Origin of the sequence: Thiobacillus sp. (assembly GCF_013693775.1) — a bacterium.
Lineage (GTDB): Bacteria > Pseudomonadota > Gammaproteobacteria > Burkholderiales > Thiobacillaceae > Thiobacillus.
On the sequence record NZ_CP059257.1, the window covers coordinates 3,030,539 to 3,045,491 of the forward strand.

General features: G+C 60.9%; 16 protein-coding genes. 14 read left to right on the plus strand and 2 right to left on the minus strand.

The window, feature by feature from the left end; genetic code table 11:
* Positions 1–126 precede the first annotated feature (126 nt).
* From HZY77_RS14920 to HZY77_RS14980, 13 genes are all read left to right on the plus strand, one after another.
* Positions 127–456 (plus strand): plasmid stabilization protein, encoded by a 330-nt coding sequence (locus HZY77_RS14920; protein WP_296816434.1) that lies wholly within the window; start codon positions 127–129, stop codon positions 454–456.
* Positions 457–1,544: 1,088 nt separating this feature from the next.
* Positions 1,545–1,742 carry a hypothetical protein gene (locus HZY77_RS14925; RefSeq protein ID WP_296816437.1) on the plus strand — a complete coding sequence of 66 codons (198 nt, stop codon included), beginning with the start codon at positions 1,545–1,547 and terminating at the stop codon, positions 1,740–1,742.
* Positions 1,739–1,936, plus strand: a complete 198-nt coding sequence (locus tag HZY77_RS14930) for a hypothetical protein (RefSeq protein WP_296816440.1) — start codon at positions 1,739–1,741, stop codon at positions 1,934–1,936. The genes HZY77_RS14925 and HZY77_RS14930 overlap by 4 nt, the downstream gene beginning before the upstream one ends.
* Before the next feature lie 165 nt (positions 1,937–2,101).
* Positions 2,102–4,180 carry a catalase gene (locus tag HZY77_RS14935; protein ID WP_296816443.1) on the plus strand — a complete coding sequence of 693 codons (2,079 nt, stop codon included), beginning with the start codon at positions 2,102–2,104 and terminating at the stop codon, positions 4,178–4,180.
* Positions 4,181–4,225: 45 nt separating this feature from the next.
* The gene (locus HZY77_RS14940) at positions 4,226–4,900 is read left to right on the plus strand and encodes a superoxide dismutase (RefSeq protein WP_363153895.1); all 675 of its coding nucleotides are present in this window, start codon (positions 4,226–4,228) and stop codon (positions 4,898–4,900) included.
* A gap of 470 nt (positions 4,901–5,370) precedes the next feature.
* Positions 5,371–7,281, plus strand: a complete 1,911-nt coding sequence (locus tag HZY77_RS14945) for an AsmA family protein (RefSeq protein WP_296816446.1) — start codon at positions 5,371–5,373, stop codon at positions 7,279–7,281.
* Between the two features lie 60 nt (positions 7,282–7,341).
* Positions 7,342–8,517 (plus strand): AI-2E family transporter, encoded by a 1,176-nt coding sequence (locus tag HZY77_RS14950; protein ID WP_296816449.1) that lies wholly within the window; start codon positions 7,342–7,344, stop codon positions 8,515–8,517.
* A 370-nt stretch (positions 8,518–8,887) separates the two neighbouring features.
* Complete coding sequence (locus HZY77_RS14955) at positions 8,888–9,580, plus strand: PEP-CTERM sorting domain-containing protein (protein ID WP_296816452.1); 693 nt, start codon at positions 8,888–8,890, stop codon at positions 9,578–9,580.
* Positions 9,581–9,685: 105 nt separating this feature from the next.
* Positions 9,686–9,997 (plus strand): BON domain-containing protein, encoded by a 312-nt coding sequence (locus tag HZY77_RS14960; RefSeq protein ID WP_296655896.1) that lies wholly within the window; start codon positions 9,686–9,688, stop codon positions 9,995–9,997.
* A 64-nt stretch (positions 9,998–10,061) separates the two neighbouring features.
* Complete coding sequence (locus HZY77_RS14965) at positions 10,062–10,277, plus strand: CsbD family protein (protein WP_296655899.1); 216 nt, start codon at positions 10,062–10,064, stop codon at positions 10,275–10,277.
* Positions 10,278–10,369: 92 nt separating this feature from the next.
* The gene (locus HZY77_RS14970; protein ID WP_296816458.1) at positions 10,370–11,440 is read left to right on the plus strand and encodes a flavodoxin family protein; all 1,071 of its coding nucleotides are present in this window, start codon (positions 10,370–10,372) and stop codon (positions 11,438–11,440) included.
* Between the two features lie 81 nt (positions 11,441–11,521).
* The gene (locus HZY77_RS14975) at positions 11,522–12,073 is read left to right on the plus strand and encodes a hypothetical protein (protein ID WP_296816461.1); all 552 of its coding nucleotides are present in this window, start codon (positions 11,522–11,524) and stop codon (positions 12,071–12,073) included.
* Positions 12,074–12,137: 64 nt separating this feature from the next.
* Entirely contained in the window at positions 12,138–12,626 is a 489-nt protein-coding gene (locus HZY77_RS14980) for a YetF domain-containing protein (RefSeq protein WP_296816464.1), read from the plus strand.
* A gap of 11 nt (positions 12,627–12,637) precedes the next feature.
* On the opposite strand, the gene HZY77_RS14985 is transcribed toward HZY77_RS14980, so the two are convergent.
* Positions 12,638–13,060: a low affinity iron permease family protein gene (locus HZY77_RS14985; RefSeq protein ID WP_296816466.1), complete on the minus strand. Its 423-nt coding sequence runs from the start codon at positions 13,058–13,060 to the stop codon at positions 12,638–12,640.
* Positions 13,061–13,448: 388 nt separating this feature from the next.
* Between HZY77_RS14985 and HZY77_RS14990 the strand changes: the two genes are divergently transcribed.
* Positions 13,449–14,276: a YihY/virulence factor BrkB family protein gene (locus HZY77_RS14990; protein ID WP_296816469.1), complete on the plus strand. Its 828-nt coding sequence runs from the start codon at positions 13,449–13,451 to the stop codon at positions 14,274–14,276.
* Between the two features lie 125 nt (positions 14,277–14,401).
* Here the strand turns inward: HZY77_RS14990 and HZY77_RS14995 are convergent, their stop codons facing one another.
* The gene (locus HZY77_RS14995; RefSeq protein WP_296816472.1) at positions 14,402–14,884 is read right to left on the minus strand and encodes a hemerythrin domain-containing protein; all 483 of its coding nucleotides are present in this window, start codon (positions 14,882–14,884) and stop codon (positions 14,402–14,404) included.
* Between the last annotated feature and the right edge of the window lie 69 nt (positions 14,885–14,953).

Below are 14,953 nucleotides of genomic sequence, written 5' to 3' on the forward strand. Positions count from 1 at the left end.
CCAAGGATCCGGTGCGTGTCCGCCCACCGCCGAGCCGGTTCGTTGACGTACGCGCGGGCCATCGTCCCTTCCGGTCACCCGGAGATGGGGACGTTACAGCGTGATCACGCAGAGGAAGGAAACCTCATGCCAAGAGGAAGCAAATCGAAGTACACCGACAAGCAGAAACGACAGGCTGAGCACATCGAAGACAGCTATCGCGAACGCGGTGTCCCGCAGGACGAAGCCGAAGCGCGTGCCTGGGCCACCGTCAACAAAATGACGGGAGGGGGCAAGAAAAGCGGTTCGGGGCGAGGCAAGGAGGTCGATCCGTCGCCGGCCAGAACGGGCGGCAAAAGGGCGGCGCCGCCACGGCCGGGCGCAGCGCGGCGGAACGTAGCACATCGGCGAAGAAGGCTGCAGAAACACGCGCCCGCCATGCCGCCGCCCGCAAGACAGCGATCTGAAGCCGGTTGAAGGGGCGGCGTGACGCTGCCCTCGCTTGCAACGCCTCCACCCGTTGGAAAAGGCATTCAGCCCCGGTCAGTACGGACCTACTTCGTCGCGCAAGGGCGCTTACAGTTTTCTCGGCCGTGTCGGATACCGCCTTCCCCGCGCAGCGCCTAACGTTGACATACCGAATCGTGCGTGACGCCGACGGCGCAAGTTTCTGCCCGGGGTGTGCCCGTTCGATTGGGTCATGTTCAAGCCCATTTATTATTGAAGGAGATTTCCATGAAGCTCAGTCCCGCAATTTTCCTGGCGCTCGGTTTTGCCGTTTCTGGGGCCGCCCCTTTGTACGCCGCCGATTCGAGCGGCCACCCACAGAGTCCGTCCAGCACCTCCCCGGCATGACCGACGGGGCACAAAAACTACCAGGATGCCTTGGATAACTGCAACAAAAAGACTGGTGCGTCCAAGTCCAACTGCATGAAAAAGGCAGCGGAGGAAAAATGCAAGGACATGACCGGCAAGGCCAAGTCGACGTGCATGAAGAATGCGACGAGCTCACATCCCGGTCGTCCGGCAATGCCTCAGGCATGAAACGCCATCAGGACGGCCGTGCGACCGACATGCCGGGCGGTGCGCCCATGGAAGGCCCCACCGGCGGTTCATCCGGACAGCCTGGCTCGCAAATGAGTACGCCTGGTGGTTCGCCATACGGTTCTCCCGGCGGTTCTCCCAGCGGTTCGCCGAGCGGTTCCTCCAGCGGCTCCCCGAGCGGTTCCCCGAGCGGTTCCCCGAGTGGTTCCCCGAGTGGTTCCCCCAGCGGTTCCGGTTCGTATTAACGAAAAACTAGTTAGCCAGGGTATGCAGGTCGTGGCGCCGTATATCGCATGCGCCACGGCCTTGCCCTGCCTGTGCCCACCTCTGCAGGGCGTGGGCAAGGGCGTCAGTATCGGCCTACATCGTCGAGAACGAAAACTGACAATTTTCTCGGCGAATGCGGATGGTGAGCATTCAGCGTGAACCCTAGAGTGCTGCTTATGCCGAGCCAGCCGACAGGCTGTCTGCCACCGAATGGCCCGGCCTGTTCACCAACCGATCCAATGAAGGAGTCTGAAATGAAATTACGTAACGCGATGTTCATTGCCCTGGGGCTCTCCCTCATGGCCCCGCTGTATGCCGCCGACATGAAGGATGTCATGGAGGATCGGGCCGAGGCCCGCCACGATGCCGCCAAGGATCAGGCCGAAAGGAATTACGACGTGGCCAAGGACAATTGCAAAAAATGTCCGGCAATGCGAAGGACGTCTGCATGAAGGATGCGAAGGCCGCCTACGTCGGCGCGAAGGCCCAGGCCAAGGCGAATGAGAAAGCGACCAAGAGTCAGGCCGAGGCCAACGAAGACAAGATGAAAGCCGATTACAAGGCTGCCAAGGAGCGTTGCGACAGCCTGTCTGGCAGCGCCAAGGATGCCTGCGTCAGCGAGGCGAAAATGAAATACATGCAGTAGCAGGTGGACTCCCGATGCACCGTTCCCGCGGTGCATGCCAATGGATTGGGCGCCGTACCCTGCCGGACGGCTTCCCGATCCTCGCCCGCTGTCTCGTGCGGACGAATCCAGATTGCCTAGAGGAGAGAGTCCATGGCCAAGCCGAAGCATACATCCCAAACACCTGTGAAAAGCAACATCTCCAGCCGTTCCTTTGAGCACACGGGCAACGGNGGTGAACTGCATCAGATGACCGACCAGCGCGATCATACGCTCACGACCAACCAGGGCGTGGCAATTGCGGACGATCAGAATTCGCTTACTGCCGGCGAACGTGGGCCTACGCTGCTCGAGGATTTTGTCCTTCGCGAGAAGATCACGCACTTCGACCATGAGCGCATCCCCGAGCGGATCGTGCATGCGCGCGGCTCGGGTGCGCACGGCTATTTCCAGGCCTATCGCGATCTCGGCGATCTCACCTGCGCGGCATTCCTGTGCGACCCGGATGTGCAGACCCCTGTGTTTGCCCGTTTCTCCACGGTTGCCGGCGGGGCGGGGTCGGTCGACCTGCCGCGCGACGTGCGTGGGTTTGCTGTCAAGTTCTATACGCAGGAAGGCAATTTCGATCTGGTGGGCAACAACATCCCGGTGTTCTTCATCCAGGATGCGATGAAATTTCCCGATCTGATTCACGCCGCCAAAATGGAACCGGACCGGGGCTATCCCCAGGCCGCGACTGCCCACGACACCTTCTGGGACTTCGTTTCGCTCATGCCCGAGAGCATGCACATGATTCTATGGGCCATGTCCGATCGGGCGATCCCGCGTTCGCTGCGCATGATGGAGGGGTTCGGGATCCATACCTTTCGCTTTGTCAATGCGAANGGGAAGTCGACTTTCGTCAAGTTCCACTGGCGTCCCCGCATTGGTTCGGCTTCTGTCCTGTGGGACGAAGCCGTGAAAATTGCGGCNGCGGACCCGGATTTCCACCGGCGCGACCTGTACGAGGCGATCGAGCGTGGCGATTTCCCGGAATGGGAGCTGTCCGTACAGGCATTCGACGAGGCCACCGCCGAGTCCTTGCCCTTCGACGTGCTGGATCCGACCAAGCTGATACCGGAAGAAAGCATTCCGCTGCAGCCGATCGGAAAGATGGTTCTGAACCGCAACCCCGACAANTTTTTCGCCGAGACCGAGCAGGTCGCCTTCCATCCGGGGCATATTGTTCCGGGTATCGATTTCAGCGACGATCCACTGCTGCAGGGTCGGCTGTTTTCCTATCTCGACACCCAGCTGTCGCGGCTTGGCGGTCCCAATTTCCATCAGCTGCCGATCAATCGGCCGCGCTGTCCGATGCACAATTTTCAGCGCGATGCCGTCATGCAGACGGATGTTCCCCACGGACGGGTGAACTACGAGCCGAACAGTCTGGCGCCCGAATCGCCGAAAGAAAATCCAGCGGCCGGATTCGACACGCATCCTGCCACGCAAGGCGGCGACAAGCTGCGTGTGCGTCCGGAGACCTTCAAGGACCATTACAGCCAGGCGCGCCTGTTCTATCGGTCGATGACAGCGCCGGAACAGGACCATATCGTCTGCGCCTTCACCTTCGAACTCGGTAAGGTGGAAACCGTCGCAGTACGGTGCCGGATACTCGGCCATCTCCGCCATGTCGATCCGGAACTGTGCGACAGGGTGGCGCGTGCGCTGGGCATGGAAGGCCAGGCCGACACGATTGCTCCGGCTGCAACNCCCATCGATCTGAGCCTTTCCCCGACGCTCAGCCTGTTGGCGAAAGCGAAGCCCACACTGGAGGGCCGGAAGATCGGCGTTCTGGTCAGCGAGGGCTACGACCCCGCCATTCTGGATGCCCTGCTGACCGCGGCCGAGACCGAAGGTGCGGTGCTGGAAGTGATCGGCCTGCATGTGGGTCCAATCCCATCCAGCGCCGGCGAGACGCTCACCCCGCACCATGCCGTGGCAGCCGCTCCNTCGGTCCTGTTCGACACGGTCGTGCTGGCGATTTCAGGGACGGCCGTCGATGCCATGAAGCAGAAGGCAGCAGTGATGAATTTCATCCTCGATGCCTATGCGCATCTGAAAATCATCGGGTACACACCCGATGCGATGCCGCTTCTGGATCGGGCAGAGGTCGCGATCGACGACGGCGTCGTGAAAATGGATGCGCGCGAAGGCGTGGCTTCCTATATCGACGCCGCCAAATACGGACGCGTCTGGTCGCGCGCCGTGCTTATCCAGGCATAACGCCGGAACGGCCCATTTAACTCAATCCTTGAACGGAGCCCTTGTATGAATCTACCGCAACACGACTTTCCTTCCACGGCCTCGGTGACAGCCGGCGGCATCAGTACGGCCATGCTCGAGAACATGAGNTTTCCCTACGAACTGCCAGCCTTGCCTTATGCCATGGATGCGTTGAGCCCGGTCATTTCCGAGAACACGCTCAGGTTCCATCATGGCAAGCATCATCAAACCTATATCGATGCCCTCAACAAGGCGATCGACGACACCGAGTTCCAGGCCATGCCGATCAAGGCCATGATTCTGGCGGCTGGCGCAGGCGGAAAAACCGAGATTTTCAATAATGCGGCCCAGGCATGGAACCATGCGTTCTACTGGGATAGCCTCTGTCAAAACGGCGGNGGCGATCCGCCGCCCATCCTCAAGCAGATGATCGACGTGTCCTTCGGTTCGGTCGAGGCGTGCCGGCAGGAACTCGTGCATGCCGCCGTGACCCAGTTCGGAACCGGATGGGCCTGGCTGGTGCTGGACGGCAAGAAAATCAGCGTGATGAAGACCGAGGATGCGGATACGCCGCTGACATCAGGCATGAGGCCCCTGCTCGCCATCGACGTATGGGAACACGCGTATTACCTCGACTACCAGAACCGGCGCAAGGACCATGTGGCCGGCGTCGTCGACAAACTCATCAACTGGAAGTTCGCCGCCGACAATCTCGCGTGAACACGAACCCATTACACAAGAAAGAAATCCCATGAACAACAGCGAAAGCATCACCCACGACGGAGAAATCCCGATCTACGACGCCGTCCGACACCTCACACGGGATGAGGTCGAGAAAACCGTCCGGAAAAACGCCGCCGCCCGCCAGTTCGACGTTACCGACGAACACCTGGACGTGATTAATTCCCTGATCGAACACTACAAACAGGATTGCAGGTCTCGCGACTGTCTCGCCGCGCACGAACACATGCGTTTTCTTGAAGAAGCATACGAATTCAAGGGGGTGGCAAATATCTATACCAGCTGTTCGATGCCGTACCGGACACGCGCGGTGTCCTCATGCCGATTCATGAGCTCGCAGGGTTGCCGACTCTTAGGCTGGAACAAGACAAGGGATTCGGAACGGCGTTCTGAACGGATACGCACCCATTGCCAGGTGCGCCGCTCAATGGAGCCGATCCGCTTGTCCGATGACGCCGCGCACGAAGATGGCGGTCGCCCTGCCGCTCGTGACCGTGGCAATCCTGCTCGTGGTGGTGGCGAATGTGACAAACTGGAACGCGCTGCGCGAGCCGATTGCCCATGCGGTTCATGCCAAGACCCACCGCACCCTGCGAATCGGCGGCGATCTCGACATCGGCTTGCAATGGCCGGTCGTGCGGGTTCACGCGTCCGATGTGACGTTTTCCAATCCATCCTGGGCCAGTCGGCCGAACATGATCGACGTGCGCCATGCGACGGTCGATATCGCCATTTTTCCACTCTTTCGCGGCCAGATCGTGTTTCCGCAGGTGCAGCTCGATCAGGCCGCGCTCGCTTTCGAAAAGAGCCGGGACGGGCGCAGGAATTGGCTGCTCGATCGCCGTCAGCGTGACAGCCAGGCGCGCGTCGCCATCCGGCATCTTGCGGTCGGCGACGGGCGCGTCGAGTATGACGATCCTGCGCAGGGCACGCGCCTGAGCGCGCGGATCACGACATCGCATGGGTCGGACAAGACATCCGCGCCATTGAGGTTCACCGTGCAGGGGCGCTACAAGGGCGAGCCTCTTGCCGCCCAGGGCGCCGGTGACGCCATCCTGGCGTTGCGCGACGAAACGCGGCCGTACCATCTGAATGTGTCCGGGAAGATCGGCCAGACTGCGGTCGGCGCAGACGGCCGCATCACCAATCTGCTCAAACTGTCCGCGGTCGATCTCCAGATCGTGCTCAGGGGCGCCAACCTGGCGCAACTCTATCCCTTGGTCGGCGTGGTATTTCCGAATACGCCGCCTTATCGGACGCGCGGTCGCCTGGTGCATGGTCCCCGCCAGTGGCGTTACGAAAAATTCACCGGCGAGATGGGCAGGAGCGACATCGCCGGCAGTCTCAGCATCGATACGGGAGGCCGGCGCCCCCTGCTGGTTGCCCGTCTCGATTCGACGCGCCTCGACATTTCCGATCTGGGTCCCCTCGTCGGAGCGGGCCAGGCAGGCGAGAAGCCTGCGAGGGCTGAGTCTGCGCCAACCGGCATCCTGCCGGGCAAGGCATTTCGCACCCAGCGTTGGAACCGTATGGACGCGGATGTGACCCTCGAGGCCGGCTCGATCGATCGTCCCGCAGCCTTGCCGCTCCATCGATTGTCGACACGTTTGCGGTTGCAGGACGGGCGCCTGAGGCTGGACCCCTTGCGGTTCGACGTGGCAGGCGGAACGCTGGCGGGTGCCGTGACGCTGGATGGACGTGCATCGCCCATCCAGGCTGCGGCGAAACTCCAGGCGCGCACACTCCAGTTGGCCCAGCTGTTTCCAACCCTCGATCGTTCGATGGCGAGCATCGGCGAGTTCAATGGAAACATCGATCTGAAAGGACAGGGCGATACTGTCGCATCGATGCTCGGCAGCGCGAACGGACAGGCCTCGTTGGTGATTGACGGCGGTGAAGTCAGCAAGCTCCTGATGGAAACGATGAGCCTTCATCTGCTGGAAATGCTGCAACTGAAAGTCACCGGCGACGAGCCCGTCCGGATCCGGTGCGGAATCGCCGATTTCGCGGTGAAGCAGGGCGTCATGCAGCCCGACATCCTGGTCCTCGATACGGACGTCAGCCGCATCGACGGAAGCGGTCGGATCGATCTCGGACAGGAACGCCTCGACCTGACCGTGGTGCCGAAAAGCCGAAAACCCAGTCTGGTCGCATTGCGTACGCCCATCCACGTGCAAGGCAGCTTTGCCCATCCGCAGGCCAGCCTGGACAAGGGCAAGCTGGCCATGCGCGGCCTCGGAGCGCTTGCGCTGGGAGCGGTCAACCCCGCGCTGGCGCTCCTCCCTCTGATCGATGCCGGACGCAACGCCGACAGCGAGTGCCGACGCCTGATCGGGGAAGTACGGGCGGCCGATCGCTAAGCGCCCCGAATCTTCCATCACGCCGTATAAATTCATTCATCGATTCCTGTCGGAGGCAAGATGGACAATGCGCATGAAACACCCGTCGATGTTGCACGAGGTTCGGGAGAAAACGGTTCCGTCGAAACGCCGGGGCCCGCCCGGATTTCAGCCGACATCCACAGCCTTCCGCTTATCCTGCTGACCGTATTCGCGAGTGTGTTCATTCTCGACTGGGCCCAGGATTTCTTCATTCCGCTGGTCCTGGGCATCATCCTCAGCTATGCGCTTTCNCCCCTGGTCAACCGGTTGCAGACATGGCATGTGCCGCGCGCGGTCGGGGCCGCGGTGTTGCTGCTCATGATCATGGGCGGCAGCGGTTTCATGGCGTATTCGCTGCAGGATGAAACGGCGAGCATGATCGAAACCCTGCCCGAGGCGGCGCAGAAATTTCGCCATACCCTGAATCGGGAATGGCGCGGCTCCAANGGGGCGATTGAAAATGTACAAAAAGCGGCGGATCAGATCGAACACGCTGCGAGCGAGACGGCTGTGGCGGTGTCGCCGGCGCCGCGCGGCGTGACCCGCGTCCAGATCGAGCAGCCCAAGTTCAATATTCGGGACTATCTGTGGAATGGCACCCGCGGCGTGCTGTCCTTCCTGAGTCTCGCCGTGATGGTGTTGTTTCTGGCCTACTTCCTGATGCTTTCGGGCGACACGTTCCGGCGCAAGCTCGTCAAGCTCTCGGGCCCGACCCTCAGCAGGAAGAAGATCACCGTCCAGATGCTGGACGAGATCAGCGCCCAAATTCAGCGTTATCTGCTGGTCCAGGTCTTCACCAGTGTTCTTGTCGGGATCACGAGCTGGCTCGCCTTTCTCTGGATCGGCCTGGAACATGCCGCCGTGTGGGGCATTGCAGCGGCCATTCTCAACCTCGTTCCCTACCTGGGCGCGATCGTCATCATCGGCGGGACGGCGCTGGTGGGGTTTCTGCAATTCGAGAGCCTGGGCATGGCGCTGGCCATCGCTGCGATCTCGCTCACCATCCACGGTCTGGAAGGAAATTTGCTCACACCCTGGCTCACCGGCCGGGCCAGCCGCATGAATGCGGTGGTGGTCTTCGTCGGTGTGTTGTTCTGGGGATGGTTGTGGGGCGCGTGGGGGCTCCTGCTCGGCATGCCGATCATGATGGTCATCAAGTCGGTGTGCGATCGCGTCGAGGAATTCAAATCCGTCGGCGAATTCATGGCGAGCTAAGGCGCCCGTCCGCTCGGCATACCTTCTTTCCTGCACCGTGATCCACAAGCGACCCAGGTCATCCGACACGCGCTTCCTTCATTCCTACATGCGGAAGCGCTTCCTTCTTATACCTGTAGCCACGGACCCTGCCTAGAGTGGACGTGTAGCTATCTGCTGTCGTCAACCGCATCTCCGGGTCGGTCTTGGCGAAAGGCTCCTGCCATCCAGTACGGGTCTCCACGGCCGTGGCGAGGATTTCCCTGAGCGGACAGATAGCTACACCACGGCGGAGGGCATACACGGCCATCCGGATTTTCTTGAACTTGAAAGCACAAGAGGGAAGTGGTCTTCCTATTTCGATTCCATGGCAACCGGGAAGGAGCAACACATGAAGCGAATGAATCAGATGGCGGCAGGTNNGTTTTTGCTGGTCCAGGCATTCTCCGGAGTGGCTTTCGCCGCGTCGTTCACCCTCAATGGCGATAGCGTCGATTTCACGTTCGACGATACGCTGATGGGGCTGTTTGGCCAGCCCGTACTGAGCGGCGACACCCTGTCTTTCACGCCGGTGGATTTCCAGGCGGCGTCGACCAACGGCGCGGGTTATACGCTTGCCGCCAACACCGCCAATATCCAGATGACGGCCCACAACGGTTATTCGTTCTCGAGCATCGATCTTGCCGAACGGGGCGATTACCTGTTGCTCGGCGGCGGCAGTACGGCTGACGTCGCAGGCCAGGTACGGGTCTACGACGTGCTCGACCCTGCGAAGGACACGATGACCAGCATTGCGCCCGATGCGGCCATGGATCAGACGGGAGACAACACACACCCATGGACCGCGTCCGCATCCACGGATCTGTCCGGGTGGACCGGTACCCGGACGGTGAATGTGTCGTTCCAGAATCTTCTCGTGGCATCGACGAACGGGTCGTCTTCACTGGCCTACGTGGACAAGAAATATGGAGGCTTGACGGCGGCCACGGCCGCGGTGACGCCCGTTCCCGAGGCGCAGGTCAGCGCCATGATGCTGGCCGGACTGGGTTTGATCGGCTGGAGGATCAGGCGTCGCCGCATTTGATATCACGGGATGCAAGTCGGAAGCCGGTTGATTGGCTGAGGATCGGCCGAAACAGTGGTCGACCCGATCGGCCCCGCATCCATTAACCAGCAAAAGGAAACCATCATGAATGCCAGCAAATTATTTGCAGCCATGCTCGCCGTCAGCACCTTGACGATGGGAGGGTGCGCGGTGACGCGTGAGCAGTCGACCGTCGGACAGTATGTGGACGATTCGACGATCACGACCCAGGTCAAGGCCCGGTTTGCGGAAAGCCCCGTGGTCAGCGCCATGGCGATCAAGGTTGAAACGCTGAACGGGACCGTCCAGCTCTCCGGCTTTGCCAAGAATGCGACGGAACGGGATACGGCCGAATCGATTGCCCGCAAGGTGCCGAACGTGAAGGCGGTCAAGAACGACATCGTCGTCAAACCGTAAGCAGTGGGTGCGCGCCAGATCCCTGGCGCGTGATTGTGTAGTACGTGTTGAAAAGGAGAGAACCATGAATTGGGACATTATCGAAGGCAACTGGAAGCAGGTGAAAGGCAAGTTCAAGGAACAGTGGGGCAAGCTCACCGACGACGATTTCGATGCCATCGAGGGCCGTCGCGAGCAGCTGACCGGAAAGATCCAGGAACGCTATGGCGTGACCCGCGATGACGCCGAGAAGCAGGTCAAGGAATGGCAAAACCAGGCCAAGGACGACTGGTTCCATTGATCGTCCATCGACGGTTTCGCTAGCAACGGCAGGCAGACGGGATCGACTCGATGCCGGTGTCCTCCCGTTGCGCTGCCGCACCGTGACGCCCCATGATCACGATCCGCACAGGCCAGGCGCCAGCGATGCTGGATCGCCAGACCTTCGGCCAGCGATTCCGTATGGCCTATGCCGATCCCTTGTACGAGACAGTTGCCGACGCACTCGAACGCCTCGAGGAAGTCGCCTGGCAAGCGTATATCACCGGCAGGAAATCGCCCCGCACCGAGCGTGCCGGTGCGGATTTCGAGAACCCCGATTTCGAACTGTCGAGCGAATGGCTGGCTACCCGGCGCCGCGTGCTGCAGGCACAGGAGAAATGGAGCTGCCCGGAGACGCCCACACGCGTCCTGCTGGTGTGCGGTGCGGCCCGGAACGACGGGACCTGCCCCGGCGAGATGTCGAAGACGTTTCGCCTGCTCGGCCGCATTCGGGAAACCGTCATGCAGGACGGGGTGGAGGCCGGCGTGCTCGACCTCAGTCTCCTGGCGTCCGAATATGGCCGCCACATCCACCCGTGCAAAGGCTGCGTGTCGACCGCCATGCCCTTGTGCCACTGGCCTTGTTCCTGCTATCCGAACCATGGACTGAACCAGACGAACGACTGGATGGCCGAGATCTACGAGCGCTGGACGGCTGCCCATGCCGTCGTCATCGTCACNCCGGTTTACTGGTACCAGAGTCCAAGCCCGCTCAAATTGATGATCGACCGGCTGGTGTGCGCGGACGGNGGAAATCCCGATCCCACGCGCACGGCCGGCAAGGATCCGGCACGGGCCAAGGACCTGGAAATGGCTGGATGGGACTATCCCAAGCATCTGGCGGGACGGGTTTATGGACTGCTGGTGCATGGCGACGTGGCCGGGATTGAAAGCTCGCGCCGCGCGCTGTCCGACTGGCTCGACTGGATGGGGCTGATCGATGCCGGTCCCCAGGCGCGCCTCGATCGCTATATCGGCTATTACGAACCCTATGCCGACAGCCATGACACGCTGAACCGGGACGCAGCCGTGCAGGAAGAAGCCGGCAACGTCGGCCGCGCGGTCGTGCATGCGGTGACTGCATTGCGTGCAGGGCAATTGGTGTCGCACCGGCCGGTCGGGCGCAACCCTCGCCCCAAATAGGGGCAGCGGATTTCTGTATCGGCGAGTGCAGCCTCGCAGGTTTCGCCGCACCGTCGGATCGGTATTCGGGAAAGGAGCGATATGAAAATCAAGCGTGTGATATTCGGCGAACGATCGCTGACCAAGGTGGCGGGTCTCTTCATGAATCGGAGCGGAGCGGAAGATGCCGCCCAGCAGGTGAAACGCACGGCGGGTCTCGACGATGCCCAGGTGAATCTGGTGGGCCCGCCCGATGGAGATGCCACGGGCAGTCCCGCATTTTCCAGCAAGCTGGAACCCGAGCAGGCGGGCATCTGGCGCACGCTCGTGAGAGCGCACCTGGTGTCGGGCGCCGCGGGCGTGGCAGCCGGCATCCTGCTTTATCTGGGTTTCATCGTGGCCGGCAATGCCGCCGTCGTGAGTACGGCTGGCATGAGCTTCGCGGTCTTTGTTTTCTTCGGTGGGGTGTTGGGGCTTCTGGTGGGCGGCTTGTTGACGGCGCGCCCCGATCATGTCCTCGTGATCGCGTCCGTGCGGCGGGCCATTCGCAAGGGCCGCTGGGCCGTCGTCATCCATCCCGTGACGCAAGCCCAGATCGACCGGGCCGTGAGCGAACTCCGCGGACGCAGCTATCGGGTCGTGCGCAGCCTGTGAAGGCAATCCCCACGGCCCACGTTTAAGTCAGGCACGGTCATGGCGAAGGTGAGGGAACAACGGCATGGATTGGCGTTCGGTTTTCGTTCCCACTGTTCCGCTTCTGGAGATCATTCTTCGTGGGACGGTGATTTATCTTTTCCTCTTTTTCATGCTGCGGGTCTCGCGGCGCGAAACNGGGGGAATGGGGATTTCCGATCTGCTGGTCGTGGTGCTTGTCGCCGATGCTTCACAAAACGCCATGGCCAGCGAGTACAAGTCGATCACCGAGGGACTGGTACTGGTGGCGACGATCGCGTTCTGGGATTTCTTTCTGGACTGGCTCGGTTACCGGTTTGCCTCCATCGAGCGCTTGCTTCGTCCTGCTCCGCTGCTCTTGATCAAGAACGGTCGCCTGCTCAGGCAAAACATGAAACGCGAACTGATTCGGGAAGAAGAACTGATGGCGAAGCTGCGTGAGCACGGTATCCGAGAACGGGAGCTGCCGGAGGTCAGTCAATGCTATCTGGAAGGGGATGGACGAATAAGCGTCATCAAACGTGCCTCCGTCTGAGTAGAGACGGCTTACGTCTCGTCGTGGTGGGAACCAGGGTAGGGCTTGCTGCGCAATTCATGCCGGGCCTGCTTCGCCAGATCCGTGTAACGAGCCCGGATGCGTTCCAGATCCTCCGGCTCGAGCTCTTCCAGATCGAGCAGAGAATTTTGCGCTTCGTGCGCCGCGCGAATCAGCTCATCGAGCTTGATCTGCATCGCTTCGGCGTCACGGTTCTGCGTGTTCTGGATGAGGAACACCATCAGGAACGTAATGATGGTGGTGCCGGTATTGATGACGAGTTGCCAGGTGTCGTTGAAGTCGAAGAGGGGCCCGCTCAGACCCCAGACAACGACCACGCACAGGGCAAGCATGAAAGCACGGGNGCCTCCCATGACACGGGCTGCCGTCTGGGCGAACCGCGAGAACCGGCTGCCGTTGTTGAGCGCGCTCATCCAGCTTTCCGCGACCGAAGCACAACACACCCGTATCCAAGATTTTCCTTGTCGCCATGTTGCTTGTCAGGCTTACGCCCCGGGTTATTTCTCATCGCGGTCCTTTTGCGCGGATTCGCACACCGTGCCGGTATGTTAGGGAGAAATCCGCGCCCTCATCACCAGCCGCCGCCGAGCCCGTTGTAGGAGGCTTCTCATGTGCTTGTGGGCGCATCCTGATAAAGCCTGGCTGCAGCTTCATGTACGTTCGCGGGATGAAAACTCACATAGCGCTTCACTAAAATCAAGGCATGGAAAATGGACGTCTACGCATGACCGGAAAAACACTCGGAGTCGTCGGTGGCGGATCCGTTATCTACTGGTTCCCATCCGCGCCGGCCGGAGTTGGGTGGCTCACCACCTGACGACACATGGCGCAGCCCTGGCCTATTACGCCGTCTTCGCGCTGTCGCCGATCCTCGTCATCGCCGTGTCGATCTCAGGCCTGTTNTTTGGCCGTGACGCTGTCGCGGGACGGATCGTCGCCCAGATGGAAGGCTTACTGGGCCACGCCGGCGCCAGTCTGGTGCAGAGATTGCTGGAAGCGAGCTATCTGTCCGGCCAGGGCGGTATCGCTGTCCTGCTGGGTCTTGCCGGCATGCTGATGGGCGCCACGGGGCTGTTCGTTGAAATGAGCGCCGCCTTCGAACGGATCTTCGACGCGAAACGGCAGTACCGTCACGTGATGGCGGTGCTGCTGATGGATCGCCTACGCGGACTGGCCATCATCATTGGCGTCGGTTTTCTGCTTATCGTCTCGCTGCTGGCGAGTACCGCGACCATTGCATTGGGCAGTTACCTGACGCGGGGCTTCGGCACCTGGCTAAAGCTTGCCGGCGTGTTACAGGCCATGGTGTCGCTGGCCGCCATGACCGCGCTGGTACTGTTGCTCTACCGCCTGCTCATACCGGTTCGGCTGCCACGCCGGATTCTGCTGACCGGCGCCGCGATATCCGCGGCGCTGTTCGAGGTGGGCAAGTGGGGAATCGGGCTCTATCTGGGGCGGGGCGCGATCATGAGCACGTTCGGGGCGGCCGGTTCGCTGGCGGTGATCCTGCTGTGGGTCTATTACGTGTCGCTGATCATGCTTTACGGGGCGGAGATCACCCACCAGTTGTATCGCCTGCATCGGATCCGCCAGTGNGGGGCTGGAAGTGCGGTTCGCGTCAGCCGTTGAAGCAGCGCCAGTAAGGAAAGCCATGGCGAAAATCGGCTCAGCGACGCGCCGGATGAGGCGCCTTTCAGGCCGCCCCGGATCGCTTTCGCGATGATCCGGTTTTCGCTGAGCAGGGCCGACCGGCCTTAGCCCGCCAGCGCCTCCGCATCCGCCATCAATTCTTCCTTGCGGGCTTGCAGGACATCACGCATTTTCACCAGGTCGACTTTTGACGCACGTGCCTTCGGAAACATTTCATTGCGCTCTTCCTTGACGTGGTGGTCGATGTACTCGCCCAGTACCGTCACCTTGGCGTCATAGAGCGTGTCGCCCGGTGTCATTGCCTGAATCTGGGCGATCAGTTCCTTGGCGCTGGCGTGCTCGACGCCGGCTTCGTCCATCATGAGATCTTCCTTGATCGCCTTGCGCACAGCGGGGTAGAAAATTTCGTCCTCCAGCTGGGTGTGCACGGTCAGTTCCCGGCAGATTTGTTCCGCCAGCTGACGTTTCTTTTCCCTGGAACTGCCGCGCGCCTCCGCCAATTCCCTGTATTCGGTAAACATTTTCTTGACGGCCTTGTGGTCGGCGTCAAGAANATCGCACGCGTCTTTCTGCTTGGTGGTAGCCATATTTTCCTCCGGAAAAGAGATGAACAAACGAACCTCCAGACAGTTGTCCGACAAGGTACTTTGCATTAA

What these genes read in the sequence shown, in the direction of transcription:
- HZY77_RS14930 (WP_296816440.1), top strand. Translation starts at nt 1,739, where the DNA reads ATGAAGGATGCGAAGGCCGCCTACGTCGGCGCGAAGGCCCAGGCCAAG.
- HZY77_RS14925 (WP_296816437.1), top strand. Translation starts at nt 1,545, where the DNA reads ATGAAATTACGTAACGCGATGTTCATTGCCCTGGGGCTCTCCCTCATG.
- HZY77_RS14945 (WP_296816446.1), top strand. Translation starts at nt 5,371, where the DNA reads ATGACGCCGCGCACGAAGATGGCGGTCGCCCTGCCGCTCGTGACCGTG.
- HZY77_RS14965 (WP_296655899.1), top strand. Translation starts at nt 10,062, where the DNA reads ATGAATTGGGACATTATCGAAGGCAACTGGAAGCAGGTGAAAGGCAAG.
- HZY77_RS14920 (WP_296816434.1), top strand. Translation starts at nt 127, where the DNA reads ATGCCAAGAGGAAGCAAATCGAAGTACACCGACAAGCAGAAACGACAG.
- HZY77_RS14960 (WP_296655896.1), top strand. Translation starts at nt 9,686, where the DNA reads ATGAATGCCAGCAAATTATTTGCAGCCATGCTCGCCGTCAGCACCTTG.
- HZY77_RS14975 (WP_296816461.1), top strand. Translation starts at nt 11,522, where the DNA reads ATGAAAATCAAGCGTGTGATATTCGGCGAACGATCGCTGACCAAGGTG.